Source organism: Reichenbachiella ulvae (assembly GCF_025833875.1).
Classification (GTDB): Bacteria; Bacteroidota; Bacteroidia; order Cytophagales; family Cyclobacteriaceae; genus Reichenbachiella; species Reichenbachiella ulvae.
Genome location: NZ_JAOYOD010000001.1, coordinates 4,733,808 through 4,759,217 on the forward strand (window position 1 = coordinate 4,733,808; position 25,410 = coordinate 4,759,217).

Consider the following 25,410-nt stretch of genomic DNA (forward strand, 5'->3'; position numbering starts at 1 on the left):
TTAATTATTCCAAATTTCTTTTTCGTGTCTATCGAATTTAATCTTTCCGCCTTTTTCTTTAACAGCCTTGGGTTGAGATTGGTTCCCATACATTCTCACCCACATTACGCTAGCCTTGCGTTTCGTGTTGCGAATGGTCCTGCTATCGTCATCTTTGGCAGATAGATAGCGGGCACTAGGATGCATGTCACTTCCTTTTCTTTGTTTTCTGATTTTACCAGTGTAGGTAGCCATTTGATAGTTTGGCGACTCCATTACTTTCCCTTTAGAATGCTTGCTGTAGCTTTTTATGTTCTTATTGTGATTGCTTACATCATGAGATTCACCATAGGATCTTTCTACTTTAGGACCTTCAAAATCAGGCTCGTGTTGCTTTTTGTATTTGGCTCGATCAATCATCACATTGACAGAGGTCAGGAATCCCCCACGTTTGTTGTTGGCTGTTGCTTTAGCATAATCAGGTGGGATAGAAAAACGAGGATTGATTCTGACTCTACCCACGTCCCCTGGCAAGTCTTTGGTTCGTCGTGTACGAACTCTCTTGTTGCCGAAATCACCGGCTATGTCTTTGGTGAATCTAGGGTTGACTTTGACTCCATGACCCGCTTGGCCACCAGTTTCTCTTGAGAATCTAGGGTTGACTTTAGTTTTTTTGTATGTGCCAGCATGTGCCTGAGTGAATCTAGGATTAACTGAAACTTTTTGTCCTGCTCTACCAGCATTTCTGTCTTCAGAAAACCTTGGTTTTACTTTAGGGTCTCTATCGAATAGGCCACTGCTGCGCTGGGTAAATCTTGGTTCGACTTTACGTGCCTTGCCGTAGTTACCGGCATGGTCCTGAGTAAATCTAGGGTTGACAGCCACAGAATGTCCTGCTCTCCCTGCATTTTTATCTTCTGAGAAGCGAGGCTTGATTTTAGGTTCGCGATTGAAAATTCCTCCTCTGTTGCTTTGAGTGAACCTTGGATTCACTTTGTCCTTTCTGCGATTGCTCTCTGTGTCTCCTTGAGAAAATCTTGGTTGCACATTCCACTTCTTTCCATAATTGCCAGCTATATCTTGCGTGAACCTTGGGGTAGTTTTGTTTTTTCTACCTGATTTTTCTGTGTCTCCTCTGGAAAATCTTGGTTGTACATTCCATTTTTTACCATAGTTGCCAGCACTCTGCTGTGTGAATCTCGGGTTGATTTTGGTTTTGCGTCCTGATTTTTCTGTGTCGCCTTGTGAGAATCTAGGTGTGACGTTCCATTTTTTGCCATAGTTGCCCGCATGCTGTTGAGTAAAGCGAGGGTTGATTTTTTGAGCTTTTCCGGATCGACCAGGTTCTTTTTGACTAAATCTTGGATTTACCTTGTAGGCTTTTCCACTTCTTCCCGGATCTTTTTGAGTGAACCTTGGATTGACTTTATAGGCTTTTCCTGATCGGCCTGGTTCATTCTGACTAAACCTCGGGTTGACTTTTTTTACCCCATCGAATTTGCCGGCTACTTCTCTTGAATAACGAGGTTGCACAGAATATTTGCTTTTGGATCGACTTGGCTGGCTGTACCTTGGGTTGACCTTTCTGGTTTTACCGCCTCCAGCTACAGATTCTGAGTATCTGGGCTTTCCAGCACGGGTTACATCAGGTTTTCCTTGAGCCTTAGATTTTTTGACGTTCTTTTTGAAGAATAAAAAACCATCTCTTTTTTTCTTGGCAGTCTTGAGTTTGTTGCGATCTTCTAGCAACTGGGCACTACTCTCCTGTGCTGAAAGAAGAATCAACAGCAGTCCAAAGGCCACAAGAAGAAAGCTTTTTTTATTCATTTATTCTAATACACCCATAACACAACGGAAAGTTAGCAAATATATTTAAGCCGTGGTTTGAAATGGTACGATAGAAGAGCTTTTGTAAAAGCCAAGGCAGTAGCCATTGAACAGGTTAGTAGGCCAAGATTTCTTCCAGCTTCTCCACGAATCGCTTTTTGGGTAAGTATTCGGCCTCCAGAGGTCCTGCAAAAGGAACTGGAGTATCCATACTCGCAACACGCATCACTGGTGCATCCAAATAGTGGAAACAATGCTCACTGATCCAGGCGGATATTTCAGCACCAATACCGCCAGTCATGTTGTCTTCGTGCAGAATCAGGACTTTGCCCGTTCTTTTGACTGTAGATTCGACTATGTTTTTGTCCCAGGGCTGAAGGCTGCGTAGATCGACTACTTCTACATCCAAATCCTCTCGATCACTCAATACTTCGATGACCCATTCCACGCCCATACCATAGGTGATGATGCTGAGATCTTCTCCTCGTGATACGTAGCGGCCTTTGCCCATTTCAACAGTATAGTAATCTACGGGTACATTTTGATGTTTGGATCTATATAGCGCCTTGTGTTCAAAGAACAATACAGGGTTAGGGTCTTCGATGGCCGCATTGAGCAAACCTTTGGCATCATATGGAGTCGAAGGATAAACGATTTTTAGTCCAGGGACATGAAAGAACCAGGCCTCATTGGACTGTGAGTGGTAAGGGCCTGCACCTACACCAGCCCCGGTAGGGAGGCGAACTACCACGTCTGCATTTTGTCCCCAACGGTAGTGGCTTTTGGCGAGGTTGTTTACGATTTGGTTGAATCCACAGCTGACGAAATCTGCGAACTGCATTTCGACGACCGATTTCATGCCTTGAATCGAAAGGCCAAGTGCCGCTCCCAAAATGGCAGACTCACATATGGGCGTATTTCGGATGCGCTCCTTGCCAAACAATTCTACAAAACCTTCGGTGACCTTGAAAACTCCACCATATTCAGCAATATCCTGTCCCATTACGATCAATTCCGGATATTTTTCCAGGCTTTGCTTCAACCCTTCTGAGATTGCATCCACAAATCTTAAGGTGCTTTTCCTTCTGGATTTAGGGATGGTGATTCTTTGTTTGTGAGCTTGAAAGAGATCATTGATTTCAGTTTCTGGATTGGCGCTGATGCTGCTTTCTTCATTGGCACGATCTAGCTCAGTCCTGATTTGTTCATTGATCTCTGATTTGATATTTTCGATCGTAGATGGATCCAATACCTTAGATTCAATCAGATAAGATTCGAAATTTTGGACAGGATCCTTTTTCGTCCATTGTTCAACGATTCCTTCTGGATAATACTTCGTTCCGCTGGCCTCTTCATGACCTCTGATTCGAAAGGTCATGCATTCTATTAGAATAGGCTGGGAATGTTCGGCGATCTTCTTTTTGGCCTGTTCTATTCCATGATACACATCTAATAGGTTGTTGCCGTCCACCTGCATGGTTTCAATGCCATATCCAGGGCCTTTTAGTGTGAAGCTTTCCATCCGAAATTGCTCATGGCTAGGAGTGGAAAGCCCCCAGCAGTTGTTCTCTACCAGAAAGATGACAGGCAGTTGCCAAACTGAAGCCACATTGAGTGCTTCATGAAAATCTCCTTCGCTAGCTCCTCCATCACCGGTAACGACCAGAGTGCTTTTCTTTTTGTCTCTTAGCTGATCAGCAAGAGCAATCCCATCTGCGACTCCTAATTGGGCACCCAGGTGGGAGATCATACCCACTATTTTATGCTCTTGAGTCCCAAAGTGAAATGAACGGTCGCGACCTTTGGTAAATCCACTGGCTTTGCCTTGAAACTGTGCGAAAAGTCTATGTAGTGGAATTCCTCGAGTCGTAAACATTCCGAGATTGCGATGCATGGGGAGGATGTATTCGTCGCTATCCATGGCTAAAGTAGCTCCAACAGAAATTGCTTCTTGACCATAGCCTGAAAACCATTTGCTGATTTTGCCTTGACGGAGCAGAATGAGCATTTTGTCTTCTATAAGCCGTGGTAGGAGTAGGGCTTTGTAGAAAGCAATAAGTTGCTCTTGATTTAGGTCTTTACTATCAAATTTCATCAGGCAGTGGATTGTCGGATTACCTTCGCAGCAAATCTATATAGGATATTTTGAATGGTAGGAATGGCGTCACTCTAATGTATAAATCAGAAGCATTAATCCGATGCGTAAGATTATCTGAAAACTCCTCCTATTTTTGCGACATATCTAATACTTATGGAATATCAGCGATTTGATTTAGAGAATGGATTGAAAGTGATTGTGCACGAGGATCACTCGACTCGTACAGCTGTGCTAAATCTGATGTATGACGTGGGGTCTCGGGATGAAAGTCCTGAGAAGACAGGTTTCGCGCATCTTTTCGAACATTTGATGTTTGGAGGTTCGGAGAATGTATCCAATTTCGATGATCCATTGCAAAAGGTAGGAGGAAATAATAATGCCTTTACCAGTCCTGATATGACCAATTATTACATGACGGTACCTTCCAATAATCTGGAAACGGCCTTTTGGTTGGAGTCGGATCGTATGCATGCCTTGTCTTTTGATCCTGTGGTGCTCGAGGTGCAGAGAAAAGTAGTGATAGAGGAATTTAATCAACGTTATCTCAACCAGCCCTATGGAGATGCCTGGCTTCAATTAAGACCCTTGGCTTACAAATCTCATCCCTACCGCTGGGCTACTATCGGGAAAGAAATTTCGCATATAGAAGAAGCTACCATGGATGATGTGAAATCCTTTTTCTATCAGCACTATGTTCCCAACAATGCTGTTTTGGTCGTGGCAGGAGATGTGACGGTTGATCAAGTGAAGCACCTGGCTGAAAAGTGGTTTGGCCCTATCCCTGCCGGGAATCCAAACGCTAGAAATCTGCCTGTAGAACCAGAGCAAACTGAAAAGAGAAGCCTTCATGTGGAAGGTGATGTGCCTCTGGATGTCTTTTATCGTGTCTATCCTATGGATGGTAGATTAGGGCAAAACTACCAGGTTCAGGATCTGTTGAGTGATGTTTTGGGGAGAGGAAAGTCATCCAGACTTTATCAAACTCTGGTGAAGGAAAAGCAATTGTTGAGTTCGGTTTCTGCCCATATTTCTGGATCTACAGATCCAGGTTTGATTGTGATCAATGGAAAGTTGAAAGAAGGAGTGAGCTTTGAAGAAGTGGATCTACTAGTGAATCAGGAAATCAATAACCTTATCACTAATGGTCTGCAGGTAGGGGAGTTAGACAGAGTCAAAGTGCATGCAGAGTCTTCTCATTTGTTTTCGGAAGTAGAATTGCTCAATCGTGCTATTAATCTGGCTTACTACACCTTGCTGGGCGATACGAGCTTGATAGACCGAGAGGTAGAGGCCATTCATGCGGTGACAGAGGAGCAATTGATCGATCAGGCAAAAAAAAGGTTGAGCCCCGAAAAGAGCTCAACCCTATATTATCATGCTAAGCGTGAGGCTTAAGCTTCTTTCCATTTGATCGTACAGCCTATGGCCTTAGTCGACTTTGTGGCTACTTCCTTACCTGCTAAAAGTTGATTGACGGCATCTGCCACGTAAAAAGTATCCGCTGAATTAGCGTCTTGAGGGTTGTTGTCTATGGCTCCAATATAAGACACCGTTAGATCCTTTCCATCTTTTTTCAAAACGTAAACATGTGGAGTTTTGGTAGCGCCGTAGGCTTTTGCTATCTCCTGGCTTTCGTCATAGAGATAAGGGAACGAATAATTCTTTTCTTTTGCTTGCTGTGCCATCGCTTCAAATGAGTCGCCAGGTTGTTTGGTTACATCATTAGAGTTGATCGCCAATACTGGATAGCCTTTGTCGGCAAATTGTTTGTTCAATTCGTCGATGCGGCTTTCGTATAGTTTGGCATATGGGCAAGTGTTGCAAGTAAAAACGACTATAAAGCCTTTTGCTTTTTTATAGTCTTCTGTCGATACCATTTTGCCATCTACATTTTTTAGCTCAAAGCCAATGGCCTTGTCTCCAACTTCATAACCTTCGCCCTTGGTGCCACCAAAGGCAGTGCCTATTAGTACGAGTAATAATAATCCTGTTTCAATTGCGAGTATGCTCAAATATTTTTTCATGGGACTGTGGTTTTATTTTGTGAAATCAAGGTAAGCTTTTTCCAACTCACCTTCTTTAAACTCTTTTTCGAGAAATAATTTCTTTTCATTACGTGCGCTCAGCATCATAGTTGCAGGGATGGCCCCAGACCAGCTAGGATCGATCTTGTCTATAAAGGAATTGTAGTCTGTTTCGTCCAGTAAGTACAGTTTTGATTTGAGACCTTTCTTCTCTACGAATTTCTTCACCTTCCCCTCTAGATTGCTAGCGAAATCCATGCTCACGAGAATGACCTCTAGATTTTCATTTTTGTACTTTTCTAATAAAGCTTCGAACTGAGGAAGTTCCTTAACGCAGGGTCCGCACCAGGTAGCCCAAAAATTGATGACTCTGTTATTGTCCGTTTTTGCATTTAGGATACTTTCCAGTTTTTCATACTTTATCACTTCTATATTCTGAGCTTGCGAAGTTGAAATGACCAAACTCAATACTACAATTGAAGCTAAGTAAGTGACTGTCTTCATATTAACGGTTTGTTTATAAATGATAACTCTAAATATAATGTCTTTAGGTTGAATTTAATAAGATGTTGTGGCAGGTGGTAATAGTGTACTGAGGCAGTTTTTATACTGAAAGTACAATTCGTGTAATTATTTAATTTTATCCACAATTTGAGTAGTTATCCACATAGGCGTGAAAATCAGCGATAATTTATTTTAATCGGGTTTGTTTTGTGGGTTTTAAATAACTGTCTGTGGATAAATTAAAATGCGTTGTTGTGAAAATTTGTACAGGTCTTGGAAAAGTCTAATTTGTTTATTCTTTGTCTGTTGAGATCAGTCTGTTTCTATAGGCATTAAAAATGCGTGATTTGGACAGGAATCCCAGATATTTACCGTTTTCTATCACGGGTAAATTCCAGGCTTGCGTGACTTCAAATTTATTCATCACTTCTTCCATAGAATCTTTTGGGTCCACTTCGGCAGGAGGGAGTTGCATAACCTGCTTTACGATGATTTGAGAACGTTTTTCCGGATCAAACATTTTTTCTCGGATGTCATCCAGAGTCACAATGCCTTCCAAACCGCCTTCATAATTCAAAACGGGGAAAATGTTCCGTTTGGATATTTTTACGAGATCGATCAAATCGTCTAACGATGCATCATACTTGATCGAGAGTAAATCAGACTCTATCAATTTGCGCATTTTCATCTGGCTAAGGACCTGTCTGTCCTTGTCATGCTGGATCAAATCCCCTTTCTCTATCAGTGGCTTGGTGTATAGAGAGTAAGGCTCAAAATAATTGATGGTAGTAAAAGAAATGGCTGAAACCAGCATCAGTGGTACGAAAAGTTCGTAACCTCCTGTGATCTCTGCAATCAGAAATATGGCTGTCAAAGGTGCGTGTAACACTCCGCTCATTACTCCGCACATACCGACCAGGGTGAAGTGGCTGGTGTCGATCTGGACAGGCAGAATGTAATTGATCGTACGAGCGAAAAGATAGCCGCCAATACCTCCCATGAAAAGAGAAGGAGCAAAAATACCTCCGCTACCCCCAGCTCCAATTGTCAAAGCAGAGGCCACAGGTTTGATTACCAGAATGGCAAAAAGCAGCACGATAACTAGCAACGTCTGATCTGTTTCGCCATAGATCATGCTTTCATCAAAAATAACTGCGTCATTTCCGTTGAGCAGATTCAAGATTACATTGTAACCCTCACCATAGATGGGAGGGAAGGCCAAAATGATAATGGCCAGCCCAACTCCGCCAAGCAGGGCTCGATTCATGTCGTTTTTAATTTTTTCTATACTGTTCTCGACCAGGTAGGTGAGTCGAGTAAAGTGCACCGAGATGATACCGCAAGCGATACCAAGTAAGATGTAATAATGAATATGTTCAGGTTTGAATGCTTCGTGCAGCTTAAATGAAAATAGAAGTTCTCTACCCAAAAGTGTATAGGAAACCATCGATCCGACCACAGAAGAAATGAGGATTGGAATGAATTTGTTGATGGTAACATCAGTTAGGATCACCTCTATGGCGAAGATTACACCTGCAATAGGAGAGTTGAAGATCGCTGAGATAGCGCCCGATGCTCCACAAGCTATCAGTAGAGTTCGTTTCTTGTAGTTCATGTGGGTCAAGCGACCCAGGTTAGACCCTATGGCAGAACCCGTGACTACAATAGGTGCCTCTAGCCCGACAGATCCTCCAAAGCCTACTGTGATGGCTGAGGTGACCATTCGTGTGTAGGTCAGGGTTCTTTTGACTACACTAGATCTTTTGGAAATGTAGTATAGGATTTTGGTGATCCCATGTCCGCCAATATGTGTGCTTTTGAAAATGTACTTAGAAATCAGTACTGTCAGGATAATACCGATGACCGGATAGATCATGTAGAGAAAGCTGAGGCCACTGTTTTCTTGGTAGTCACTCAATAGATGCTGAATCAGATGTACGGCACTTTTGAGTGTAACTGCGGCAAAACCAGATACAAGGCCGACGATTCCACTCATGATTAGAATGAAGTTGTTGTTGCTGATGTGTTTTAGCCGCCATACCAAAAACTTTACCAGCAAGTCTTTTAAATTCATTTTGACCTATTTCTATTGTGATACATGATGCTTCGGGAGGGGAATCTGTCGCAAAGCTAAAGCCTAGAATCTTAGCTCAAAAGATAATGGGGATTAATTAAGCGCCCAGCCAGTCTTTTTTGGCTTTTTGTTGTTCAACAGTCGGCGACTTTTTATTCTCGATAACAGGGGTTGACCAGTAGGTATCTTCGCCAATGTTTACTTTTGCTATGGCTTTTCTTCCGGCTCTTTCAACAAGTAGAGTTATTTCTTTGGTTTCAAAGTCTAATTTTTCGCTCCATTCTTTCCCGTTGATCTCCAGTATTTTATCTCCCGCGATCAGTTGTTGGTAGGCTGGGCTCTCTGGTGCTATTTCTAAGATGGTTGCTCCTTCTAATAGGAGCCCTGTTGCAGAGCTAAGATTAGAACTGTGATTTTTGAAGGTCAGCAGGCAGCCGACCTGGTCAAAAGCTGATTCTAACAGGGGTTGTAGATCTTCTGTAGTTTCATAGAGTCTCTTGGCCAACTCCAGGGTTGATTTACCCCCTATCTCATCAAATAGGCGATAAATGTCTTCTTTGGTATACCCTCCCTCGTCATAACGATGCCTTTCGTACATCTTGATCATGAGGTCCAAGAGAGAATGCTTGAATTGAGTTGTTTTTCTGATATGAATATCCAGAATCAAGGAGGCAAGTGCACCTTTTACATAGATCGAAACTTCTTTGCTAGGTGGATTCTTTTTATAGCCATTTACCCATAGGTTTCTGGAGGATTGGATGAGTGAACTTTCGTGCCTTCCTGGATTCATAAAGTGTCTTTGGAGCAAAATATTGACTTCTTTGAAATAGGCGGCCTCATCATATACCCCGGATCGTTTCAGAAACCAGTCGCCATAATAGGTAGTGAACCCTTCTGCTGCGAATCCTGTTTCGAAGATTGTCTCTTTAGAGAAATCATAAGGAGACATCTCCTTAGGTCTGATTCTACAGACATTCCAAGCATGGAATAGCTCGTGAGACGCAACACCCAGGAGGTTCTCGCGATAAGTTTCTTTGTCTTCTTCAGTGTTTGGCCCCAGAACCAGAACTGTAGAGTTTTGGTGTTCCACACCATGATAATGTTTATAGGGTAGAGATTGGATTAAAAATCGATAATCCTTCGTTGGACTTTCGCCCATCAACTCGATTTGCTCTTCGGTAAACCTTCTGAACTCTTTGATGATTGATTTTTCGTCCAACGGACAGTCACCCATGATATCGATATGAAATTGACTTTCGCCCACATAGTAGTTCATGGTATTGAGTCGATTGCTAGCGATTAAAGGAGAATCAGCCAATTCGTAAAAGTCTTTGCTCTGTAGTGTGAACTCATGTCCCAGAGCACAGGCAATCATATAGTCGATAGGAAGGTCTAATTGTATGTCATGCGGTTTGCTCAGAGAATATTGAGTATAAAAAACGCAGTTGACAAAGTTGATGTAGACCTGCATGTCATCTACGAAACTGTTGCCTGCATCCATCTTGTTGGCCAGGTAGTCGTAGCTTAGCGTCAGCTGTTGTTTCTTAGGGTTATCTGCGCTCCAAACATTGGGAGAGGTTTTGACCCAGCTGATTTCTTTTTCTTTTTCGTCGGTGATTTGGAATCGAAAGATATGATCGGCATAGGGGGCCAATTCGTATCTGCCAGGTCGCCAGGCGGGTAGCTCAAAGTCTACTTTTCCCTTTTGACATTCAGAAAATGTAATAGCTATTTTTAGAAACTGGCTAGTAGGAGTCGGGACCGAAAAATGACAAGAAACCATATTTGATGTTTGTGTTTGTACAAATATAGTAGTGCCCAGTCAGTCCTACTTCCAAAGATTTGTATTGTTTTAGCCATGTTTGTCAATTAATCTGGAATATTTTGGGCTAGCTTTGAGCTTATTTTCCTGAATATTTGATTTAGTGCTTCATTTTAAGAGACTTGGCTTGAGAAAGAGTGGGTTTAGGTTTGTAATTCTATAAAAGCTACTTATTTTTGCACTCCGTTTTTCGAAAAGGCCGTCTGAGCGGTTCTGGGAGATTAAAAAAAGATTACAAACAGAAGGGACAGAATAAATATCTGATCCGGTTTAAAGATAAAAAGAGAATAAGATGAAAAGAACATTTCAACCTTCGCAGAGAAAAAGAAAAAATAAGCACGGATTCAGATCTAGAATGGAGAGTGCTAACGGTAGATCTGTGATTGCTAGAAGAAGAGCAAAAGGCAGAAAAAAATTGACCGTTTCTGACGAAAGAAGTCACAAGAAGTAAGATTTGCTTACTTTTATTCCTTCTACATCTGATATGAAGGAAGGAAAAGATACGGATAAGAAATTTGGTTTTTCTAAAGCAGAAAGACTCAATAGCAAAAAGGAAATAGATGCTCTTTTTCAAAAAGGAGCATCTTTTTATTTTTATCCCTTTCTGATCAAATACTCCCCTTCTGAAAACTCTGAGGCTCAATGCCATCAGGCCCTGATATCTGTGTCTAAGCGAAATTTCAAAAGAGCAGTAGACAGAAATCGGGTCAAGCGACTGGTGAGGGAGTCTTATCGCCTCAACAAAGCAATACTGGACGACACTGGGCAGTATTATTCGATTGCTTATATTTACACTGCTAAAGAAATACACAAATTTGCTTTTGTGCAGAAAAAACTAATTGGCGCCTTGAAGCGTTTATTAGCTCAAATCGAAAAACAGGCGTAAATGAAACGAATCATCATCATAGTACTGGGTGTGCTGACTCTGGGAGGGATGTTCTCTTTTACCTTCTATGACGACAATTATTTCGAGATATCTCGAAACCTGAACATATTCGCTACACTCTATAGGGAGCTCAATACCCACTATGTAGATGACTTGCCCAACGAAGAGATAGTTACTACTGGTATAGATGCCATGCTCAAGTCGTTGGATCCCTACACTGATTACATACCCGAGAGCGAGCTTGAGAGCTATCGAACCACTACCACTGGAGAGTATGGAGGGATAGGTGCTGTAGTAGGAAAAAGAAATGGAGTGAGCACCGTTTTGATGCCCTATGTTGGTTTTCCAGCTTACAATGCCGGATTGAGAATTGGTGATGAGATCACCCATATCGATGGGCAGCTACTCAAAGATCTAAGCTCTGACGAAATCAGCAATTTGCTGAAGGGACAACCTGGTACTGAGTTGAGCCTCATCGTCGATCGCTATGGAGAACCTCAACCCTTAGTGATTACTTTGGTGCGTGATAAAATTGTGATAAGCAATGTGCCCTATTATGGGATGCTCAATGAAGACATAGGTTATATCCTCTTAAGTGATTTTACTACGCATGCTAGTGAAGAGACTAAGAAGGCGCTAGTGGATTTGAAATCTCAGGGTGCAAGTAAAATCGTATTGGATCTCAGGGACAATCCAGGCGGCCTGCTGGATGAAGCGATCAAAGTAGCCAATGTTTTCATCCCCAAAGGAAAAGAAGTGGTGAAAACCAAAGGAAAGAAAGAGTCCTGGAATAAGAGCTATGAGGCACCTAACCCGAGTACAGACGAAGAAATCCCCCTAGTGGTATTGACGAGTAGTGGGACGGCTTCTGCTGCAGAGATCGTTTCAGGAGTTATACAGGACTATGATAGAGGAGTTTTAGTCGGGAAAAGAACCTATGGTAAAGGCCTCGTGCAGGCGACTCGACCTCTACCTTACAATGCCCAGTTGAAAATCACTACAGCCAAATATTATATTCCAAGTGGTAGATGTATTCAGGCCATCGACTATTCTCTAAGAAATGAAGACGGAAGTGTAGGTAAAATTCCTGATTCATTGAAAGTGGCTTTCAAAACCACGAATGGTCGTACAGTCTATGATGGCGGAGGTATCAATCCGGACGTTCCGGTAGATGAGAAGAAGTTCTCTCATTTGCTCTATAATATTGTGAATAACAACTTCATGTTTGAATACGCTACGATGTATCGTGCCAAACACCCCGAAATCAAAGGGGCAAGGGAATTTAGCTTGACTGATGAAGAGTATAAGGAGTTTGTGACTTGGCTAGAGGCGAAGGATTTGAGTTTTTCATCACAAATCGATGAGGCAATCAATCAATTGGTAGAGTTGTCCAAGGAAGAAAAATATTATGAGGGGTTAGAGGCTTCTATCTCTGAATTGAAAAATAAGGTTTCGACCATTAAGAAAAACTATTTAGTCGATTATAAGGATGAGGTAAGAAACATGCTGGAAGAAGAAATTGTCAGCCGTTATTACTTTCATCAGGGATTGATAGAAGCGGCGTTGGATCATGATCCAATCATTTTGGAAGCCGAAGCAGTTCTAAACAATCCCAAACGATACAATCAAATTTTGTCCAATTAAAATCGGATAGAAAATTGTCCACAATATTAAGTTTAGATACCTCAACCAAAAGTGGCTCAGTTGCTTTGGTGCAAGAGGGCCAGTTGGTAGGTGCGCAGCACTACAATATCGATAAGTCGCATTCATCCTTGCTACATGTGATGATCGATCAATTGATGAGCAATGCAGGAGTAGAACTCAGCGCATTGGATGCGATAGCTATTTCGGAAGGACCGGGTTCTTATACTGGTCTGAGAATCGGCGTGTCGGCTGCCAAGGGTTTGTGCTATTCATTGGATAAGCCATTGATCGCTATCAATACCTTAGAAGCCATGGCATATCAGGTTCATAAGTACGCACCAAAAACAGAGGTTTATTGTCCGATGATAGACGCTCGACGAATGGAGGTCTATGCGATGTTGTTAGATTCGGACTTTCAAGTGATAGAAGAAACGAGCCCGGTGATCATAGATGAAGGTAGCTATAAAGAGTTACTAGATCAGAATCAGGTGATGTTTTTTGGTGATGGATCTGCCAAGTGCAAGGAGGTGCTGGCACATGAAAATGCGACCTTTGTGGATCATGTACATCCTTCTGCGATAGATGTCGGGCTATTGGCATCTCGAAAGTTTGAACAACAGGCATTTGAAAACGTAGTGTCATTTGAGCCGTTTTATTTAAAGGAGTTTAGGTTAGCAACTGCGAAAAAATAAATCTGGACTTTAAACGGTCCGAGTTATCGGATCGAAGTTTGATTAAAGGAAAAAGGTTCTAGAAAAAATTCAGAGAAGTCGATGGAAGGAGAAATTGTAAATAAAGTTGCCCAGAGTTCTTTAGTGGAGTTTAATCTTGAGAAGTATTATGATCAATCTTCCCGAGTACAACTGGATATCAAGGATCAACTTTTCAATGGTCTGGTGCTGAGAGAAAAAGACTTTAGGGCATATATCAAGGATCAGGATTGGTCAAAATACGAAGGGAAGAATGTAGCTGTTTATTGCAGCGAAGATGCCATCGTGCCGACTTGGGCTTATATGTTGTTGACCACTGTACTGGAGCCATATGCCAGGACTGTCGTTTTTGGAGATTTAACTCATTTGGAGAATCACCTTTTTCAAGAGGCCTTGAGGAGAGTAGACTTGAATGAATATCAAGATGCGAAAGTCATCATCAAGGGATGTGGGCATTTTCCAGTGCCTGAATACGCTTTCGTTGAGATTACGAGATTGTTGAGACCGGTAGTCAGTAGTTTGATGTATGGAGAAGCCTGTAGTGCTGTGCCCTTGTACAAAAGACCCAAGGTGAAATCTTAACCAAGAAAAAATTTTCTCTCTTTTACTATCCGAGTAATCGGTATACCTTTGAGAACCTAAGATCGAGTCGATTTGAAATTCGAAGTTAAACTACCACTCTTTGAGGGTCCTTTTGACCTTTTGCTCTTTTTCATCGAAAGAGATGAGTTGGATATATATGACATTCCGATTTCCCAAATCACCAACGACTTTTTGGATTATGTGCATCAGCTTGAGCAGATGAATATCGAAGTAGCCAGTGAGTTTATTCTGGTTGCGGCTACTCTGATGCGCATAAAGGCGAAAATGCTTCTGCCCAGACCGGTATTGGATGAAGAAGGCAATGAAATCGACCCAAGGGAAGAACTGGTTCGACATCTGCTGGAGTACAAACGATACAAGTCGGTGATCTCTGAGCTGATGCAGATGGAGTCTGACCGAATGGATCGAGAACGTCGAGGCAATATTGCCAAGGAGATTCGCAAACTGGCAGAGTCTACAGATGTGGAGGCTGAAATGCAGAACCTGGATTTATTCAAAATCCTGAAGGTTTATGAGAAAGTAATGAGCCGCTATGAGCGAGAAAAAAACAAGGTTGTTCATAAAGTAGTCCAATACCCATATACCATCTCTAATCAAAAAACTTACATCCTCGAGAATCTTCGTGTTTCTGGCAGGATGGCCTTCACCGATATTATCAAAGAGAAACCAGATAAGGTTTATATTATTTTTAACTTTTTGGCCATACTTGAGATGCTGCAGCTTCAGCAGATCAAGATCCATCTGGGAGAGGGTTTCAATAATTTTTGGATTGAAAGACCGGAGGAAGTAGCAGTAGATTAATGGACATCAATAAGAAGAAGGTATTTCAGGTTCTCGATCCTAACAAGATCTGGATGCCTATCGTATTAGGCCTTGCCATTGTTTTTTATCTTTTTTATTCAGACCCAAACATCACAGCAGATACGCTGCATTTGATTTTTGATGCGAAGTTGTCTTCTGTATTGGTGGCTTTTTTCGTCCTTTTTGCGAGGGATGCGGGCTATGTCTATCGTGTCAAAACAATTTCGGACGGGGAGCTCAATTGGAGCCGGAGTATCATCATTATTATCTTGTGGGAATTTTCTTCTGCAGTTACTCCATCTGTAGTGGGGGGTACGGCAGTGGTGGTCTTTGTCTTCATGGCTGAGGGGATCAACGTGGGTAAGTCTTTGGCCTATGTGATGCTGACGGCTATATTGGACAACTTATTCTTTGTGATCGCAGCACCATTGGTTATGCTGCTCACGCAGGGGCTGATATTTCCGGATGTGAAAGCCATGGATTTGGAGATTGGCACCAGTCTTCAGTTCTTGTTTTTCCTGAGTTATGGTCTCATTGCAACATACACACTGGTGATGGCCTATGCGCTATTTGCCAAGCCTCGAGCTTTCAAGTGGTTCCTATTGAAAGTAACCAAGATCAAATACCTCAATCGCTGGAGAGATAAGGCAAACCAATATGGAGATGAAATCATTTTAGCCTCTAATAGCATCAAGGGCAAGGCCGTTTCTTATTGGGTGAAAATCTGTACTGCCACGGTGTTTATTTGGAGTGCGCGATATTTGATGCTCAATAGTCTGGTAGAGGCTTATCATGATTTGTCGATAGCCGATCATATGGTGGTTTTTTCCAGACAGATCATCATGTGGATCGTCATGCTGATTTCACCTACCCCTGGTAGCTCTGGGACCGCTGAGTACTTTTTTAATCAATTCTTTTTCGAATACCTGGGTGATTATACCTTCGTATCTGCCATCTTCTGGCGACTGATGTCTTACTATCCTTACCTGATATTAGGAGCGATCTTCTTGCCTAGATGGATTAGGAATTGCTTGCTTCACAGTAAACAAAAAAAGCTGGACTAAGAGATTAGACCAGCTTTCGCAGTTTTTTATCAACCGATGTTTAGATTTTTTCTAGCTCTGAAAAGAAAAATGAGCCTTCGATGGCTGCATTTTCGTCAGAGTCCGAACCGTGTACTGCATTTGCTTCCAATGATTTTGCATAAAGCTTACGGATTGTACCTTCTGCAGCTTCTGCAGGGTTAGTTGCACCGATTAGCTCGCGAAAATCCTTCACTGCATTGTCTTTTTCTAAAATAGCAGCGATGATCGGGCCTTTTGACATATAGGCGCATAGTTCGCCATAGAATGGACGCTCGCTATGTACGGCGTAGAATTGTCCTGCTTCTTCGGTTGTTAATTTTACGGTCTTCAATGCTTTGATCTTAAACCCTGCCTCTTCTATCATTTTTAGGATCGCTCCTGAATGACCGTCTGCGAAGGCATCCGGTTTGATCATTGTAAATGTTTTGTTGTTTGCCATTATGCTATTAAAAAGTGTTTTTTCGAGCCGCAAAACTACGTCTAATGTCGCTGATATAAAAGTCTGGCAATGAGTGAGTCCTTAGTGCCCTTCTATATGTGACTCATGCTTTGGTTTTCACATTATTTTTGTCAATTTTGCACACTCTTTATCAAGATAAATGCAGAATCTAGCAGCCCTTAAGGAAAAGTTAAGCCTCCCTAAAAGAATTGTAATCACTACCCATATACAGCCAGATGCGGATGCATTGGGTTCGTCTTTGGCGTTAGCGGGTTACTTGCTGAAACTTGGACACCAGGTGCGAGTGATTACCCCTACTGATTATCCTGAATTCCTGAACTGGATGGATGGAAATGAGGATGTGTTGGTTTTCGAGGAGGACAAGGACAAAGCGAACTATTTGGTAGAAAATGCCGACTTGGTTTTTTGTCTCGATTTTTCGAGTCTGAGTCGGATTGGTGAATTGGGAGAGTTGGTGAGAAAGTCAGAGGCCGAGAAGGTGCTGGTCGATCATCATTTGAATCCCGAGACTTTTGCCAAATACGTGTTGTGGAGCACAGAGGCTGCAGCTACAGCTGAGTTGATTTTCGATTTGATCGATATGCTAGGCGATACGGAGAAATTGACCAAAGGTATGGCTGAGGCTTTGTATGCCGGCCTAGTTACCGATACAGGCAATTTTAAGCTGCCAGCAACCACACCTCATGTGCACAATATAGTGGCGCAATTGATGGAGTTGGGTGCAGATGTTTCGAAAGTGAGTCACAACATTTATGATAGCAATTCCTTGGATAGGATAAAACTTTTAGGTTTTGCGCTATCCGAAAGGTTAGAAGTCATTGAAGGTTCTTCGGTAGCTTTTTTCTATCTGACAGAGGAAGATAAAAAGCGTTTCAACTATCAGAAGGGAGACTCAGAAGGTCTAGTCAATTATGGTCTGGGGATCAAAGGAGTAAATGTTTCTGCCATTTTTATAGAGGAGGGAGACAAGGTTAAAATTTCATTTCGTTCGTTTGGAGATATTCCGATCAACGAACTGTCAAGAAAGTATTTCAACGGTGGAGGACATAAAAATTCTGCAGGCGGTAGTTCCGCAGATGATCTACAAACCACAATTAATAAATTTAAAGAATTGGTTCAAGGCCAAACAAAAGAACTTAATTATGAAGCTTAATAAATTATTGATGTTATCTGCAGTTGCGGTGGCAACTATCGTTTCTTCTTGTTCTCAGAAGGACACTGCTACAACCAAATCAGGTGTTGTAGTGTCATATGAAAAGCGTGGAGAAGAAGTTTTGAAAGACAGTAGCATCTTGTTGATCAATATGAAATATATCACTGCTACTGATTCAACTTTATTTGATTCAGAAGAAAGAGGTGGGCCGATCACCATACCTTATAACGTAGCACAGTGGGATACCACTAAAGTATTTTACGAAGTATTGGGAACGATCAACGTAGGTGATAGCGTGGCTTTCCAAATCAGCGCCAATGAATTGTTTCAGAATACATTCGGTCAGCCAGTTCCTCCTTCGATTCCAGCAGAGTCGATGATTCAGTTCAATTTGGGACTGGAGGATCAAATGACTATGGAAGAGTTCCAGGACTACAGAGTAGCAAGAATGGAGAAGGAGCAACAAAAAATGATGGAAGAGCAAAAGGAATTAACAGCTGAACAAGGTGTAGCGATTGATTCTGCTCTTGCAGCCAATAACTTAGAAGCCATCACGACTGAATCAGGTTTGAGATACGTGATCACTGAAGAAGGCGATGGTGCTATGCCGGAGAAAGGTAATGTAGTGGTTGTACACTACAATGGTACACTGCTAGATGGAACGAAATTTGATTCTTCTTACGACAGAGATCAGCCATTTGAGTTTCCATTAGGTCAGGGTCGTGTGATCCCAGGATGGGACGAAGGAATTGCACTTTTGAAAGTAGGAACTAAGGCAACTCTGTATGTTCCAAGTGCATTAGCATATGGACCTAGAGGGGCTGGAGCCGTGATCAAGCCTAACTCTATCTTGAAGTTTGATGTAGAGTTATTAGACATTAAAAAATAAAAATGAAGACGAACCTTTTTCTTGTTGGACTACTAACCTTATCTGTCCTTTTTACTTCTTGTTCAGAAGATGATGGTCAGCTGCCGCCACGTGGTACGCTAGAAGAGTATATTGCTGCTAATGATGTCAGTGATTATACTATGACAGATTCTGGGATGTATTTCAAAGTGGCTCAAGAAGGAGAAGGTTCGTCTATTTCTACTATTGACGTGGTGAATTTTTATACACAGATATTTACTATGGATGGTAATCTGGTGTATGATGGATTTAAAGCGGATGAATTGTGGAAAACCTCGACGGATGAAGATGCCGTCTATGTGCCAGCTATGATAGATGCATTGCTCATGTCTTCATTGCAGGATAGTGTAGTACTATTGGCTCCTAGTGAATTGGCTTATGGAGAGTATGGTGCAGGATCTACTATCAGACCTAATGAAGATTTGATGATCATTATGAAACCAGTATCGGTGGATATGTCTATAGAAGACTATGTCATAGAAAATGAAATTGTCAATTTGGCTTATTCGAATACTGGTTTGTTTTATAGTATAGATGATGATCCGGGTGAAGGTGCCACACCGGAAACTGGTCAGAGTGTTACGCTAAATTATGTAGGTAAAACATTGGATGGTGTGGAGTTTGATAAATCTGGCACTACTCCACTTACCTTTATTATAGGAGAAGGTCGTGTGATTGAAGGTTTTGATGAAGGGGTGGCTTTCTTTAAAAAAGGTCAAACCGGCACCTTGTACATTCCTTATTGGTTGGCATATGGTAATGTACCAGTAAGTGATAAAGTGGGCGCCTACGAAAATTTAATATTTGAAATAGAAGTACTAGATATACGCTAAGAGTGATGATGAAAAGTAGAGATTACTTGTTTTTTGGGGTGCTGGCGATCATAATAACTATTGCTTCTTGTAGCAACCCAGTACGAGATGAGGAAGAGGCTATACAGAAGGCCTATGACGACTCGGTGGCTCAGGCAGGAGTGGATGAGACTATCATTGATGATTTTTGGTTCGAAAATGGATATGAAAAACTTGAACTTCAAGCGAAAGATACAGCAACAGGCCTGCGATATGGTGTTTTGGACTATGTAGAAGGAGCGAAAGAAGCGGATATCAACGACATTGTTTCGATTCATTATATAGGGAAGTTTGTTGATGGTGAAGTTTTTGACACTTCCTTGGATACGTTGGCCGTTAGCTTAGATTCTATAGCATGGGTTGAAAGATGGAAAAATTATAGTCTGGCTGAGAATGATTTTGATCAGGATATTCTGTATGTAGGAGAAGTTCAAAACGATGATGGAGTACTAGTGCCTGCGGATACTTTAGATGTTGATGGGTTTAACACGAAGGAAAAGTTGTCTAGTCTAAATATTTCATCAGATCCTTTGGATAGAGCATTTTACTCCGCCTCAAGAGATTACTCTCCTATCACATATAACCATACTTTTAATGGCACGGGTATATCTACTAACTTTGTAAAGGGGTTTAGGCTAGGGCTACATGAATTAACATTCGACTTGTCAAAAGGCTCTACAGGAGTAATGATATTTCCCTCTGCTGTTGGTTATGGTGCAAATGGAGCCGGTTCTATACCTCCAAATACAGTCATCTCCTTTGAAATTATCATGGCGAACATTCGTCCCTAAGTGATGAGAATTTGCTTTGCTACGCATAATGAGAATAAACTTCGAGAGGTTCGACAGATCCTGGGGAGTGGTTTCGAAATCGTAGGTCTTAACGAAATTGGATGCCATGAGGAGATTCCTGAAACAGGAGCTACATTAGAAGAGAATTCGGCGATCAAAGCGGAGTTCGTGGCGGAAAATTATCAGATCAATTGCTTTGCAGATGATACTGGGCTGGAGGTCGATACGCTGAATGGCGAGCCTGGTGTGTATAGCGCCCGCTATGCTGGAGAGGCCAAGGATAATATCGCGAACATGAGTCTCCTATTGAAAAAATTGGAGGGAAAGGAAGATCGTTCGGCACAGTTCAAAACAGTGATAACCCTAATTTTGGATGGAGAGAAGTTTCAGTTTGAGGGAATGGTGAAAGGCGTAATCACAGAAGATCTTAAAGGAACGGAAGGCTTTGGCTATGATCCGATCTTTCAACCTGAGGGGTACGAAGGGACATTTGCTGAGATGACTGCAGAGCAGAAAAATCAAATCTCACACAGAGGACGTGCCGTCCAGGCTCTCGTTGACTTTTTGCAGTCTCGTTAATATTTGGTTTTATCAAGTTTACTAGCCCAAGCCTCAAATACAGAACCAGCTGATTTTCGCATTTGATTTTCTGTATGAATCTTTCTTTTTCTGGGAGTTAGTTCAATTTCATCGTAAATAAATTGGTCGTCAAAACCAGCTTTAGCGGCATCCTGCTTGGTGCTCGCATAGTAGATGGCTTTAGGCCTGGCCCAATAGATCGCACCCAGGCACATAGGACAAGGCTCACAAGTCGTATAGATGTCACAGTCCATCAATTGAAAATCCTGAATGTTTTGACAGGCATCTCGGATGGCATTCACCTCTGCATGGGCAGTCGGATCATAACTCGAAGTGACCGTATTATGCCCTTTTCCAATAACCTTCCCATCCTTTACGACTAGTGCAGCGAAAGGGCCACCATTTTTCTCATTTACTGACTGAATGGCCAATGCAATGGCCTCCTGCATAAACTTCGCTTCGAATCCCATGGAGTAAAGATAAGAGCTAGTTTCTTAAGGCGCATTGCTCATTTTGCAAAACTCTTATACGATAGGCCATCATAGCCGTTTTGCCCAATCGATAGGTCAGTTTGTGATTGACACAACCACCGATGATTGCTCCAATCCCAGGAATAAGCTGGAAAACTTTGGAGATATCCAGATTGTCTCGGTATTCCAGCTGGAACTTTTTCCAATCAAAATCATGAATATTGGAAGGGAGCTCTTCAGAGCTTTGCTCCCAATTTTCTATCAATTTTAAGAGTCTGGGCCTTCTTGATGGACTGGCGAATGAAAGTTGAAAAACATGTAAGATGAAGAGTCGTTCTTTATAATCTTGCGTGTCAAAACCGTAATGTCCTGCTATTTCAAATAGCATTTTCATCTTGATGCTCATCCATAGTGGGAAATCTGCGATGCTACTAAATATTCCGCCTAAGCCAGTGAAGGCACCTTGGGCAGCTGCAGAAGAGGCATAAAACCAGATGGTTTCTCTGATGATGTCTTCTGCATTGTGAATGGCTAATGTAGTAGCAGGTTTCGAAGTGGTGTATTCTACACCACTTAGTACCCCTCTTGTGATTTGTTTGACTGTGTTTGTGATCAATTCATGCACCCGGTGAGGTGTCATTTTATTGATCTTGCGTTGTAACCTTTTGATCCCGCTGTAAGAAATTGGTTGGGGTGTCTGTATAGACACCTTCCATTCCTCTACTTCGGAATTAATCTTCTCCTTATAAATCCTCACCCCTCTATTCTTCTCTCTGCTGCTGATTGTACCCGTTTAGGACAGGATGGTAAGTTTGCCTTGTTGAAGAAAATCAATCTACTGTTCATTAATTTCTTCAACACAAAGAAAAGATACATTTACATCAATTGTAATGCGTTATACCACGTAAATTGTTAGGGAAATTGCGTAAAAAGCCTCAAATACGAGTGAATTCGGTGATTAATTCTGCATGCAGAGTAAATTTCTCTGTTAGTTCCTGTCTTTTTGCAAGCTCGAAATCAGCAAATTCAAATCCGGGAGAAACAGTACAGCCTACCAATGCATAACCTTCTGAACCGACAGTTTTGGCGGCAAACCAGGAGCCTGCTGGTACCACGTATTGTGGAAGCATTCCCTGTTCTATTTCATTGCCTATGATGATTTTTTCATGAGTCCCATCAGGATGAATCATATGTAGTTCGATAGGGTCGCCCTGATAAAAATGCCAGGCCTCATCCTGATTGATTCTATGAAATGCAGAGAAACTATCACCAGTCAGTAAAAAGTAGATACAAGTAGAATGATTCCTTTCGCCGTAAAAAGGGGCTCCCAAATCTACTGTTCCTGTACTTCTATAGGTCTCTCTAAAGTAACCACCTTCGGGGTGAGGAGCCAATTCGAGTTTTTCAATTAGTGCCTTAATCTTCTCCGTCATGTTTATCCAGTTTGGGAGTCTGTAGGATCAGTCGCATGCGATATGCGTTCATAGCCGTTTTGCCTAATCGATTAGTCAGTTTGTGATTGACATAAGCACCTACCACTGCGCCTATACCTGGGATCAGTTGAAGCAGTTTTGCTACGTCCAGGTGGTCACGATATTCTTGCTGAAAAGTATACCAGTCAAATTCATTGATGTCTTTGGGTAATTCGTGTTGGTGCTGTTCCCAATTAGATACCAAATGAAAGAGCTCGATCCGTCTGCGTTGACTTGAAAAAGCCAGTTGGAAAACGTAAAGAAGATAGACACGCTCTTTATAATCGCTGGTGTCGAACCCATAATTGTTGGCGATTTCAAAAAGCATTTTCATCTTGATGCTGAGCCAAATGGGGAAATCTGCCATGCCACTCAATATTCCACCAAAACCGGTAATAGCACCTTCGGCAGTAGCCGAGGAGGTGTAAAAATTGATTCGCTCTTTGATGTGATCTTCTGCTTCGTAGAGGTTGACAGGTCCGCGTACCCGAGTAGTGGTAAAGTCTGCTCCAAATAGTACAGCTCGGGTCAATTCTTTGATCGCTCTGGTGATAATGTCATGAACCTTCTGAGGAATGATCTTGTTGAATCGGTGTTGCAGGCTTTTGATTTTGTCCGAGGCTCCTACAGGTGATCGCTGCATGCTGCTTTGCCATTCACTGAGTTCTTTTGTGATTTTCTCTTCATAGGGATTCATAAAAGAAAGTTAGCAGATTTGAAGGCAAGACAACTCTTGTGAGAGGTGTTTTTGTCAGAATTTCGACATAAAAAAAAGCGACTTTCTGGAGGATAGTCGCTTTTATAAGAAATATTAAAATATTATTCTGCCGCTTTCGCGATCCAACCCTGCACTTCTTCTAGTGATGGGTTTTTCACTTCTTTCAGCTTCATTTTTTTCTTGTTGCCGCAAACGTCCTGGTGCAACTTGCCGTCTTTGGCATCTGCAAATTGCTTTTTGGTCACCATTCCGATTTTTTGCAAGATCTGAATCAAATCAGGTGCTACCCCTAACTCCTCGTATTGTGCATCCGTCAATGGAACGACTTTTTTCTCTGGTTTCATCTGAGGGAAGAAAAGTACATCCTGGATTGAATTGGAGTTGGTCATCATCATGGATAGGCGGTCGATACCGACACCCAGACCAGCAGTAGGAGGCATGCCATACTCCAGTGCTCTCAAGAAGTCCTCGTCCAGTACCATCGCTTCATCATCACCGCGCTTACCTAGCTCTAATTGCTCTTCGAAACGCTTGCGCTGATCGATAGGGTCGTTCAGCTCAGAGAATGAGTTACAGATTTCTTTACCATTGGCGATCGCTTCGAAACGTTCTACTAATCCTGGTTTATTCTTATGCTTCTTAGCCAATGGAGACATCTCAACTGGATAGTCTGTGATGAAGGTCGGTTGGATCAGCTGACCTTCGCATTTCTCACCAAAGATCTCATCGATCAACTTACCTTTACCCATGGTTTCGTCTACAGGGACATCCAGTTTCTTGGCAGTTTCTCTCAGCTGAGCTTCGTCCATCTCAGAAATATCGATTCCTGTGAAGTGCTCGATGGCTTCAAACATCGTGTAGCGTTTCCATGGCCTTTGGAAATTGATGATGTTTTCACCTACCTGAACTTCAGTCGTACCATGTAGGTCCATGGCTACTTTCTCCACCATGGCTTCAGTCAGGTTCATCATCCACTCATAATCTTTGTAGGCTACATAGAGCTCTACCTGCGTAAATTCTGGATTATGAAAACGAGACATTCCTTCGTTTCTGAAATCTTTGGAGAATTCGAAAACCCCATCATATCCACCTACGATCAGACGCTTCAGATATAGCTCGTTGGCGATACGCAAATAAAGCGTCATGTCCAGGGTGTTGTGATGGGTCTTGAACGGACGTGCAGCCGCACCACCATATAAAGGCTGAAGAATAGGAGTTTCTACTTCCAGATATCCTCTATCAGCCAGAAAGTTTCTCATGGAGTTAACCAATTGTGTTCTTTTGACGAATGTTTCACGAACTTCAGGGTTCACGATCAAATCGACATAACGCTGTCTGTATCTTAGTTCAGGATCCTTGAATGCATCGTAGGTCTTTGTGTTTCCATCCTCATCTTTGGCCTCCTTTACAATCGGAAGAGGCTTCAAGGATTTAGACAATAGCTTGAGATCCGTCACATGTATAGAAATTTCTCCTACTTCAGTAGTAAATACATATCCTTTGATACCGATGATGTCACCGATGTCCATCATCTTCTTAAACACGGTGTTGTAGTGACTCTTGTCCTCACCAGGGCAAAGGTCATCTCTGCGCAAGTAGATTTGGATTCGGCCCGATGCATCCTGCAGCTCAGCAAAAGAGGCTGATCCCATGATACGACGACTCATCAGTCGGCCTGCGATAGAAATATTCTTGTAATCCGTCTTTCGCTTCTCATAGTTTTCATGAATGTCCTTAGTGGTCACATTCACTTCGAAGGTGTCGGATGGATAAGGGTCAATCCCGGCTTCTATTAATTTTTCACGGGTTTGACGTCTGAGTATTTCCTGTTCGCTTAAAATCATTGTGTTTATTCAAAAAATTGAGCGGCAAAATTAATTTATTCGGGCAATACTGTGCAGAGATTAAGGAATAAATCAGGATGAGAGACAGATAAGGAAAAATATTTCTTT

Annotated in this window: 25 protein-coding genes; 13 read left to right on the forward strand and 12 right to left on the reverse strand. The window is 42.1% G+C overall.

The annotated features are described in order from the left end of the window. Together N7U62_RS19365 and N7U62_RS19370 are read right to left on the reverse strand one after the other, a co-directional pair. A complete protein-coding gene (locus N7U62_RS19365; RefSeq protein WP_264139734.1) occupies positions 1-1,806 on the reverse strand; it encodes a hypothetical protein in 1,806 nt (601 codons plus the stop codon). A gap of 115 nt (positions 1,807-1,921) precedes the next feature. Then, the gene (locus N7U62_RS19370; protein ID WP_264139735.1) at positions 1,922-3,901 is read right to left on the reverse strand and encodes an alpha-ketoacid dehydrogenase subunit alpha/beta; all 1,980 of its coding nucleotides are present in this window, start codon (positions 3,899-3,901) and stop codon (positions 1,922-1,924) included. A gap of 156 nt (positions 3,902-4,057) precedes the next feature. Here N7U62_RS19370 and N7U62_RS19375 point away from each other — a divergent pair, with 156 nt between their 5' ends. After that, positions 4,058-5,299 carry a M16 family metallopeptidase gene (locus N7U62_RS19375; RefSeq protein ID WP_264139736.1) on the forward strand — a complete coding sequence of 414 codons (1,242 nt, stop codon included), beginning with the start codon at positions 4,058-4,060 and terminating at the stop codon, positions 5,297-5,299. Here N7U62_RS19375 and N7U62_RS19380 read toward each other — a convergent pair. The 4 genes from N7U62_RS19380 to N7U62_RS19395 form a co-directional block, all read right to left on the reverse strand. Then, positions 5,296-5,928 carry a thioredoxin family protein gene (locus N7U62_RS19380; protein ID WP_264139737.1) on the reverse strand — a complete coding sequence of 211 codons (633 nt, stop codon included), beginning with the start codon at positions 5,926-5,928 and terminating at the stop codon, positions 5,296-5,298. The genes N7U62_RS19375 and N7U62_RS19380 overlap by 4 nt on opposite strands. 12 nt (positions 5,929-5,940) lie before the next feature. Continuing rightward, positions 5,941-6,432, reverse strand: a complete 492-nt coding sequence (locus N7U62_RS19385; RefSeq protein WP_264139738.1) for a TlpA family protein disulfide reductase — start codon at positions 6,430-6,432, stop codon at positions 5,941-5,943. 292 nt (positions 6,433-6,724) lie between these two features. Beyond that, positions 6,725-8,506 (reverse strand): chloride channel protein, encoded by a 1,782-nt coding sequence (locus N7U62_RS19390; protein ID WP_264139739.1) that lies wholly within the window; start codon positions 8,504-8,506, stop codon positions 6,725-6,727. Between the two features lie 97 nt (positions 8,507-8,603). Further along, on the reverse strand, positions 8,604-10,289 hold the full coding sequence (locus N7U62_RS19395; protein WP_264139740.1) for a M61 family metallopeptidase: 1,686 nt from the start codon (positions 10,287-10,289) through the stop codon (positions 8,604-8,606). Positions 10,290-10,620: 331 nt separating this feature from the next. On the opposite strand from N7U62_RS19395, the gene rpmH reads away from it, so the two are divergent. From rpmH to N7U62_RS19430, 7 genes are all read left to right on the forward strand, one after another. Then, positions 10,621-10,779, forward strand: coding sequence for a 50S ribosomal protein L34 (gene rpmH, locus N7U62_RS19400; protein WP_264139741.1), 159 nt, complete (start codon positions 10,621-10,623; stop codon positions 10,777-10,779). 33 nt (positions 10,780-10,812) lie between these two features. Then, positions 10,813-11,214, forward strand: coding sequence for a ribonuclease P protein component (rnpA, locus tag N7U62_RS19405; RefSeq protein ID WP_264139742.1), 402 nt, complete (start codon positions 10,813-10,815; stop codon positions 11,212-11,214). Further along, positions 11,215-12,858, forward strand: a complete 1,644-nt coding sequence (locus tag N7U62_RS19410; RefSeq protein ID WP_264139743.1) for a S41 family peptidase — start codon at positions 11,215-11,217, stop codon at positions 12,856-12,858. It begins immediately after the preceding gene. 14 nt (positions 12,859-12,872) lie between these two features. Continuing rightward, positions 12,873-13,550, forward strand: coding sequence for a tRNA (adenosine(37)-N6)-threonylcarbamoyltransferase complex dimerization subunit type 1 TsaB (gene tsaB, locus N7U62_RS19415; RefSeq protein ID WP_264139744.1), 678 nt, complete (start codon positions 12,873-12,875; stop codon positions 13,548-13,550). Positions 13,551-13,631: 81 nt separating this feature from the next. Beyond that, positions 13,632-14,150, forward strand: coding sequence for a DUF2480 family protein (locus N7U62_RS19420; RefSeq protein ID WP_264139745.1), 519 nt, complete (start codon positions 13,632-13,634; stop codon positions 14,148-14,150). Positions 14,151-14,222: 72 nt separating this feature from the next. After that, positions 14,223-14,972, forward strand: a complete 750-nt coding sequence (locus N7U62_RS19425; RefSeq protein ID WP_264139746.1) for a segregation and condensation protein A — start codon at positions 14,223-14,225, stop codon at positions 14,970-14,972. Next, positions 14,972-16,036, forward strand: a complete 1,065-nt coding sequence (locus N7U62_RS19430; protein WP_264139747.1) for a lysylphosphatidylglycerol synthase transmembrane domain-containing protein — start codon at positions 14,972-14,974, stop codon at positions 16,034-16,036. Before N7U62_RS19425 ends, N7U62_RS19430 begins: the two co-directional genes overlap by 1 nt. A 40-nt stretch (positions 16,037-16,076) precedes the next feature. On the opposite strand, the gene N7U62_RS19435 is transcribed toward N7U62_RS19430, so the two are convergent. After that, positions 16,077-16,496 carry a nucleoside-diphosphate kinase gene (locus N7U62_RS19435; RefSeq protein ID WP_264139748.1) on the reverse strand — a complete coding sequence of 140 codons (420 nt, stop codon included), beginning with the start codon at positions 16,494-16,496 and terminating at the stop codon, positions 16,077-16,079. A 160-nt stretch (positions 16,497-16,656) separates the two neighbouring features. On the opposite strand from N7U62_RS19435, the gene N7U62_RS19440 reads away from it, so the two are divergent. The 5 genes from N7U62_RS19440 to N7U62_RS19460 are packed head-to-tail and all read left to right on the forward strand — an operon-like array spanning position 16,657 to position 20,798. Then, positions 16,657-17,670, forward strand: coding sequence for a DHH family phosphoesterase (locus N7U62_RS19440; protein WP_264139749.1), 1,014 nt, complete (start codon positions 16,657-16,659; stop codon positions 17,668-17,670). Next, the gene (locus N7U62_RS19445) at positions 17,660-18,559 is read left to right on the forward strand and encodes an FKBP-type peptidyl-prolyl cis-trans isomerase (protein ID WP_264139750.1); all 900 of its coding nucleotides are present in this window, start codon (positions 17,660-17,662) and stop codon (positions 18,557-18,559) included. Before N7U62_RS19440 ends, N7U62_RS19445 begins: the two co-directional genes overlap by 11 nt. Positions 18,560-18,561: 2 nt before the next feature. Then, on the forward strand, positions 18,562-19,410 hold the full coding sequence (locus tag N7U62_RS19450; RefSeq protein ID WP_264139751.1) for an FKBP-type peptidyl-prolyl cis-trans isomerase: 849 nt from the start codon (positions 18,562-18,564) through the stop codon (positions 19,408-19,410). 5 nt (positions 19,411-19,415) lie between these two features. Next, entirely contained in the window at positions 19,416-20,219 is an 804-nt protein-coding gene (locus tag N7U62_RS19455; RefSeq protein ID WP_264139752.1) for a hypothetical protein, read from the forward strand. A 3-nt stretch (positions 20,220-20,222) separates the two neighbouring features. Further along, positions 20,223-20,798, forward strand: a complete 576-nt coding sequence (locus N7U62_RS19460; RefSeq protein WP_264139753.1) for a non-canonical purine NTP diphosphatase — start codon at positions 20,223-20,225, stop codon at positions 20,796-20,798. Here N7U62_RS19460 and N7U62_RS19465 read toward each other — a convergent pair. The 5 genes from N7U62_RS19465 to lysS all read right to left on the reverse strand — a co-directional run bounded on the left by N7U62_RS19465 (position 20,795) and on the right by lysS (position 25,302). Next, on the reverse strand, positions 20,795-21,268 hold the full coding sequence (locus N7U62_RS19465; RefSeq protein WP_264139754.1) for a nucleoside deaminase: 474 nt from the start codon (positions 21,266-21,268) through the stop codon (positions 20,795-20,797). The two genes, N7U62_RS19460 and N7U62_RS19465, sit on opposite strands and share 4 nt — an antisense overlap. Before the next feature lie 16 nt (positions 21,269-21,284). Beyond that, a complete protein-coding gene (locus tag N7U62_RS19470) occupies positions 21,285-22,025 on the reverse strand; it encodes an EcsC family protein (RefSeq protein WP_264139755.1) in 741 nt (246 codons plus the stop codon). Between the two features lie 178 nt (positions 22,026-22,203). Beyond that, positions 22,204-22,701, reverse strand: a complete 498-nt coding sequence (locus N7U62_RS19475; RefSeq protein ID WP_264139756.1) for a cupin domain-containing protein — start codon at positions 22,699-22,701, stop codon at positions 22,204-22,206. Next, the gene (locus N7U62_RS19480; RefSeq protein ID WP_264139757.1) at positions 22,685-23,437 is read right to left on the reverse strand and encodes an EcsC family protein; all 753 of its coding nucleotides are present in this window, start codon (positions 23,435-23,437) and stop codon (positions 22,685-22,687) included. The genes N7U62_RS19475 and N7U62_RS19480 overlap by 17 nt, the downstream gene beginning before the upstream one ends. A gap of 122 nt (positions 23,438-23,559) precedes the next feature. Next, positions 23,560-25,302, reverse strand: coding sequence for a lysine--tRNA ligase (lysS, locus tag N7U62_RS19485; protein ID WP_264139758.1), 1,743 nt, complete (start codon positions 25,300-25,302; stop codon positions 23,560-23,562). Positions 25,303-25,410: the final 108 nt, after the last annotated feature.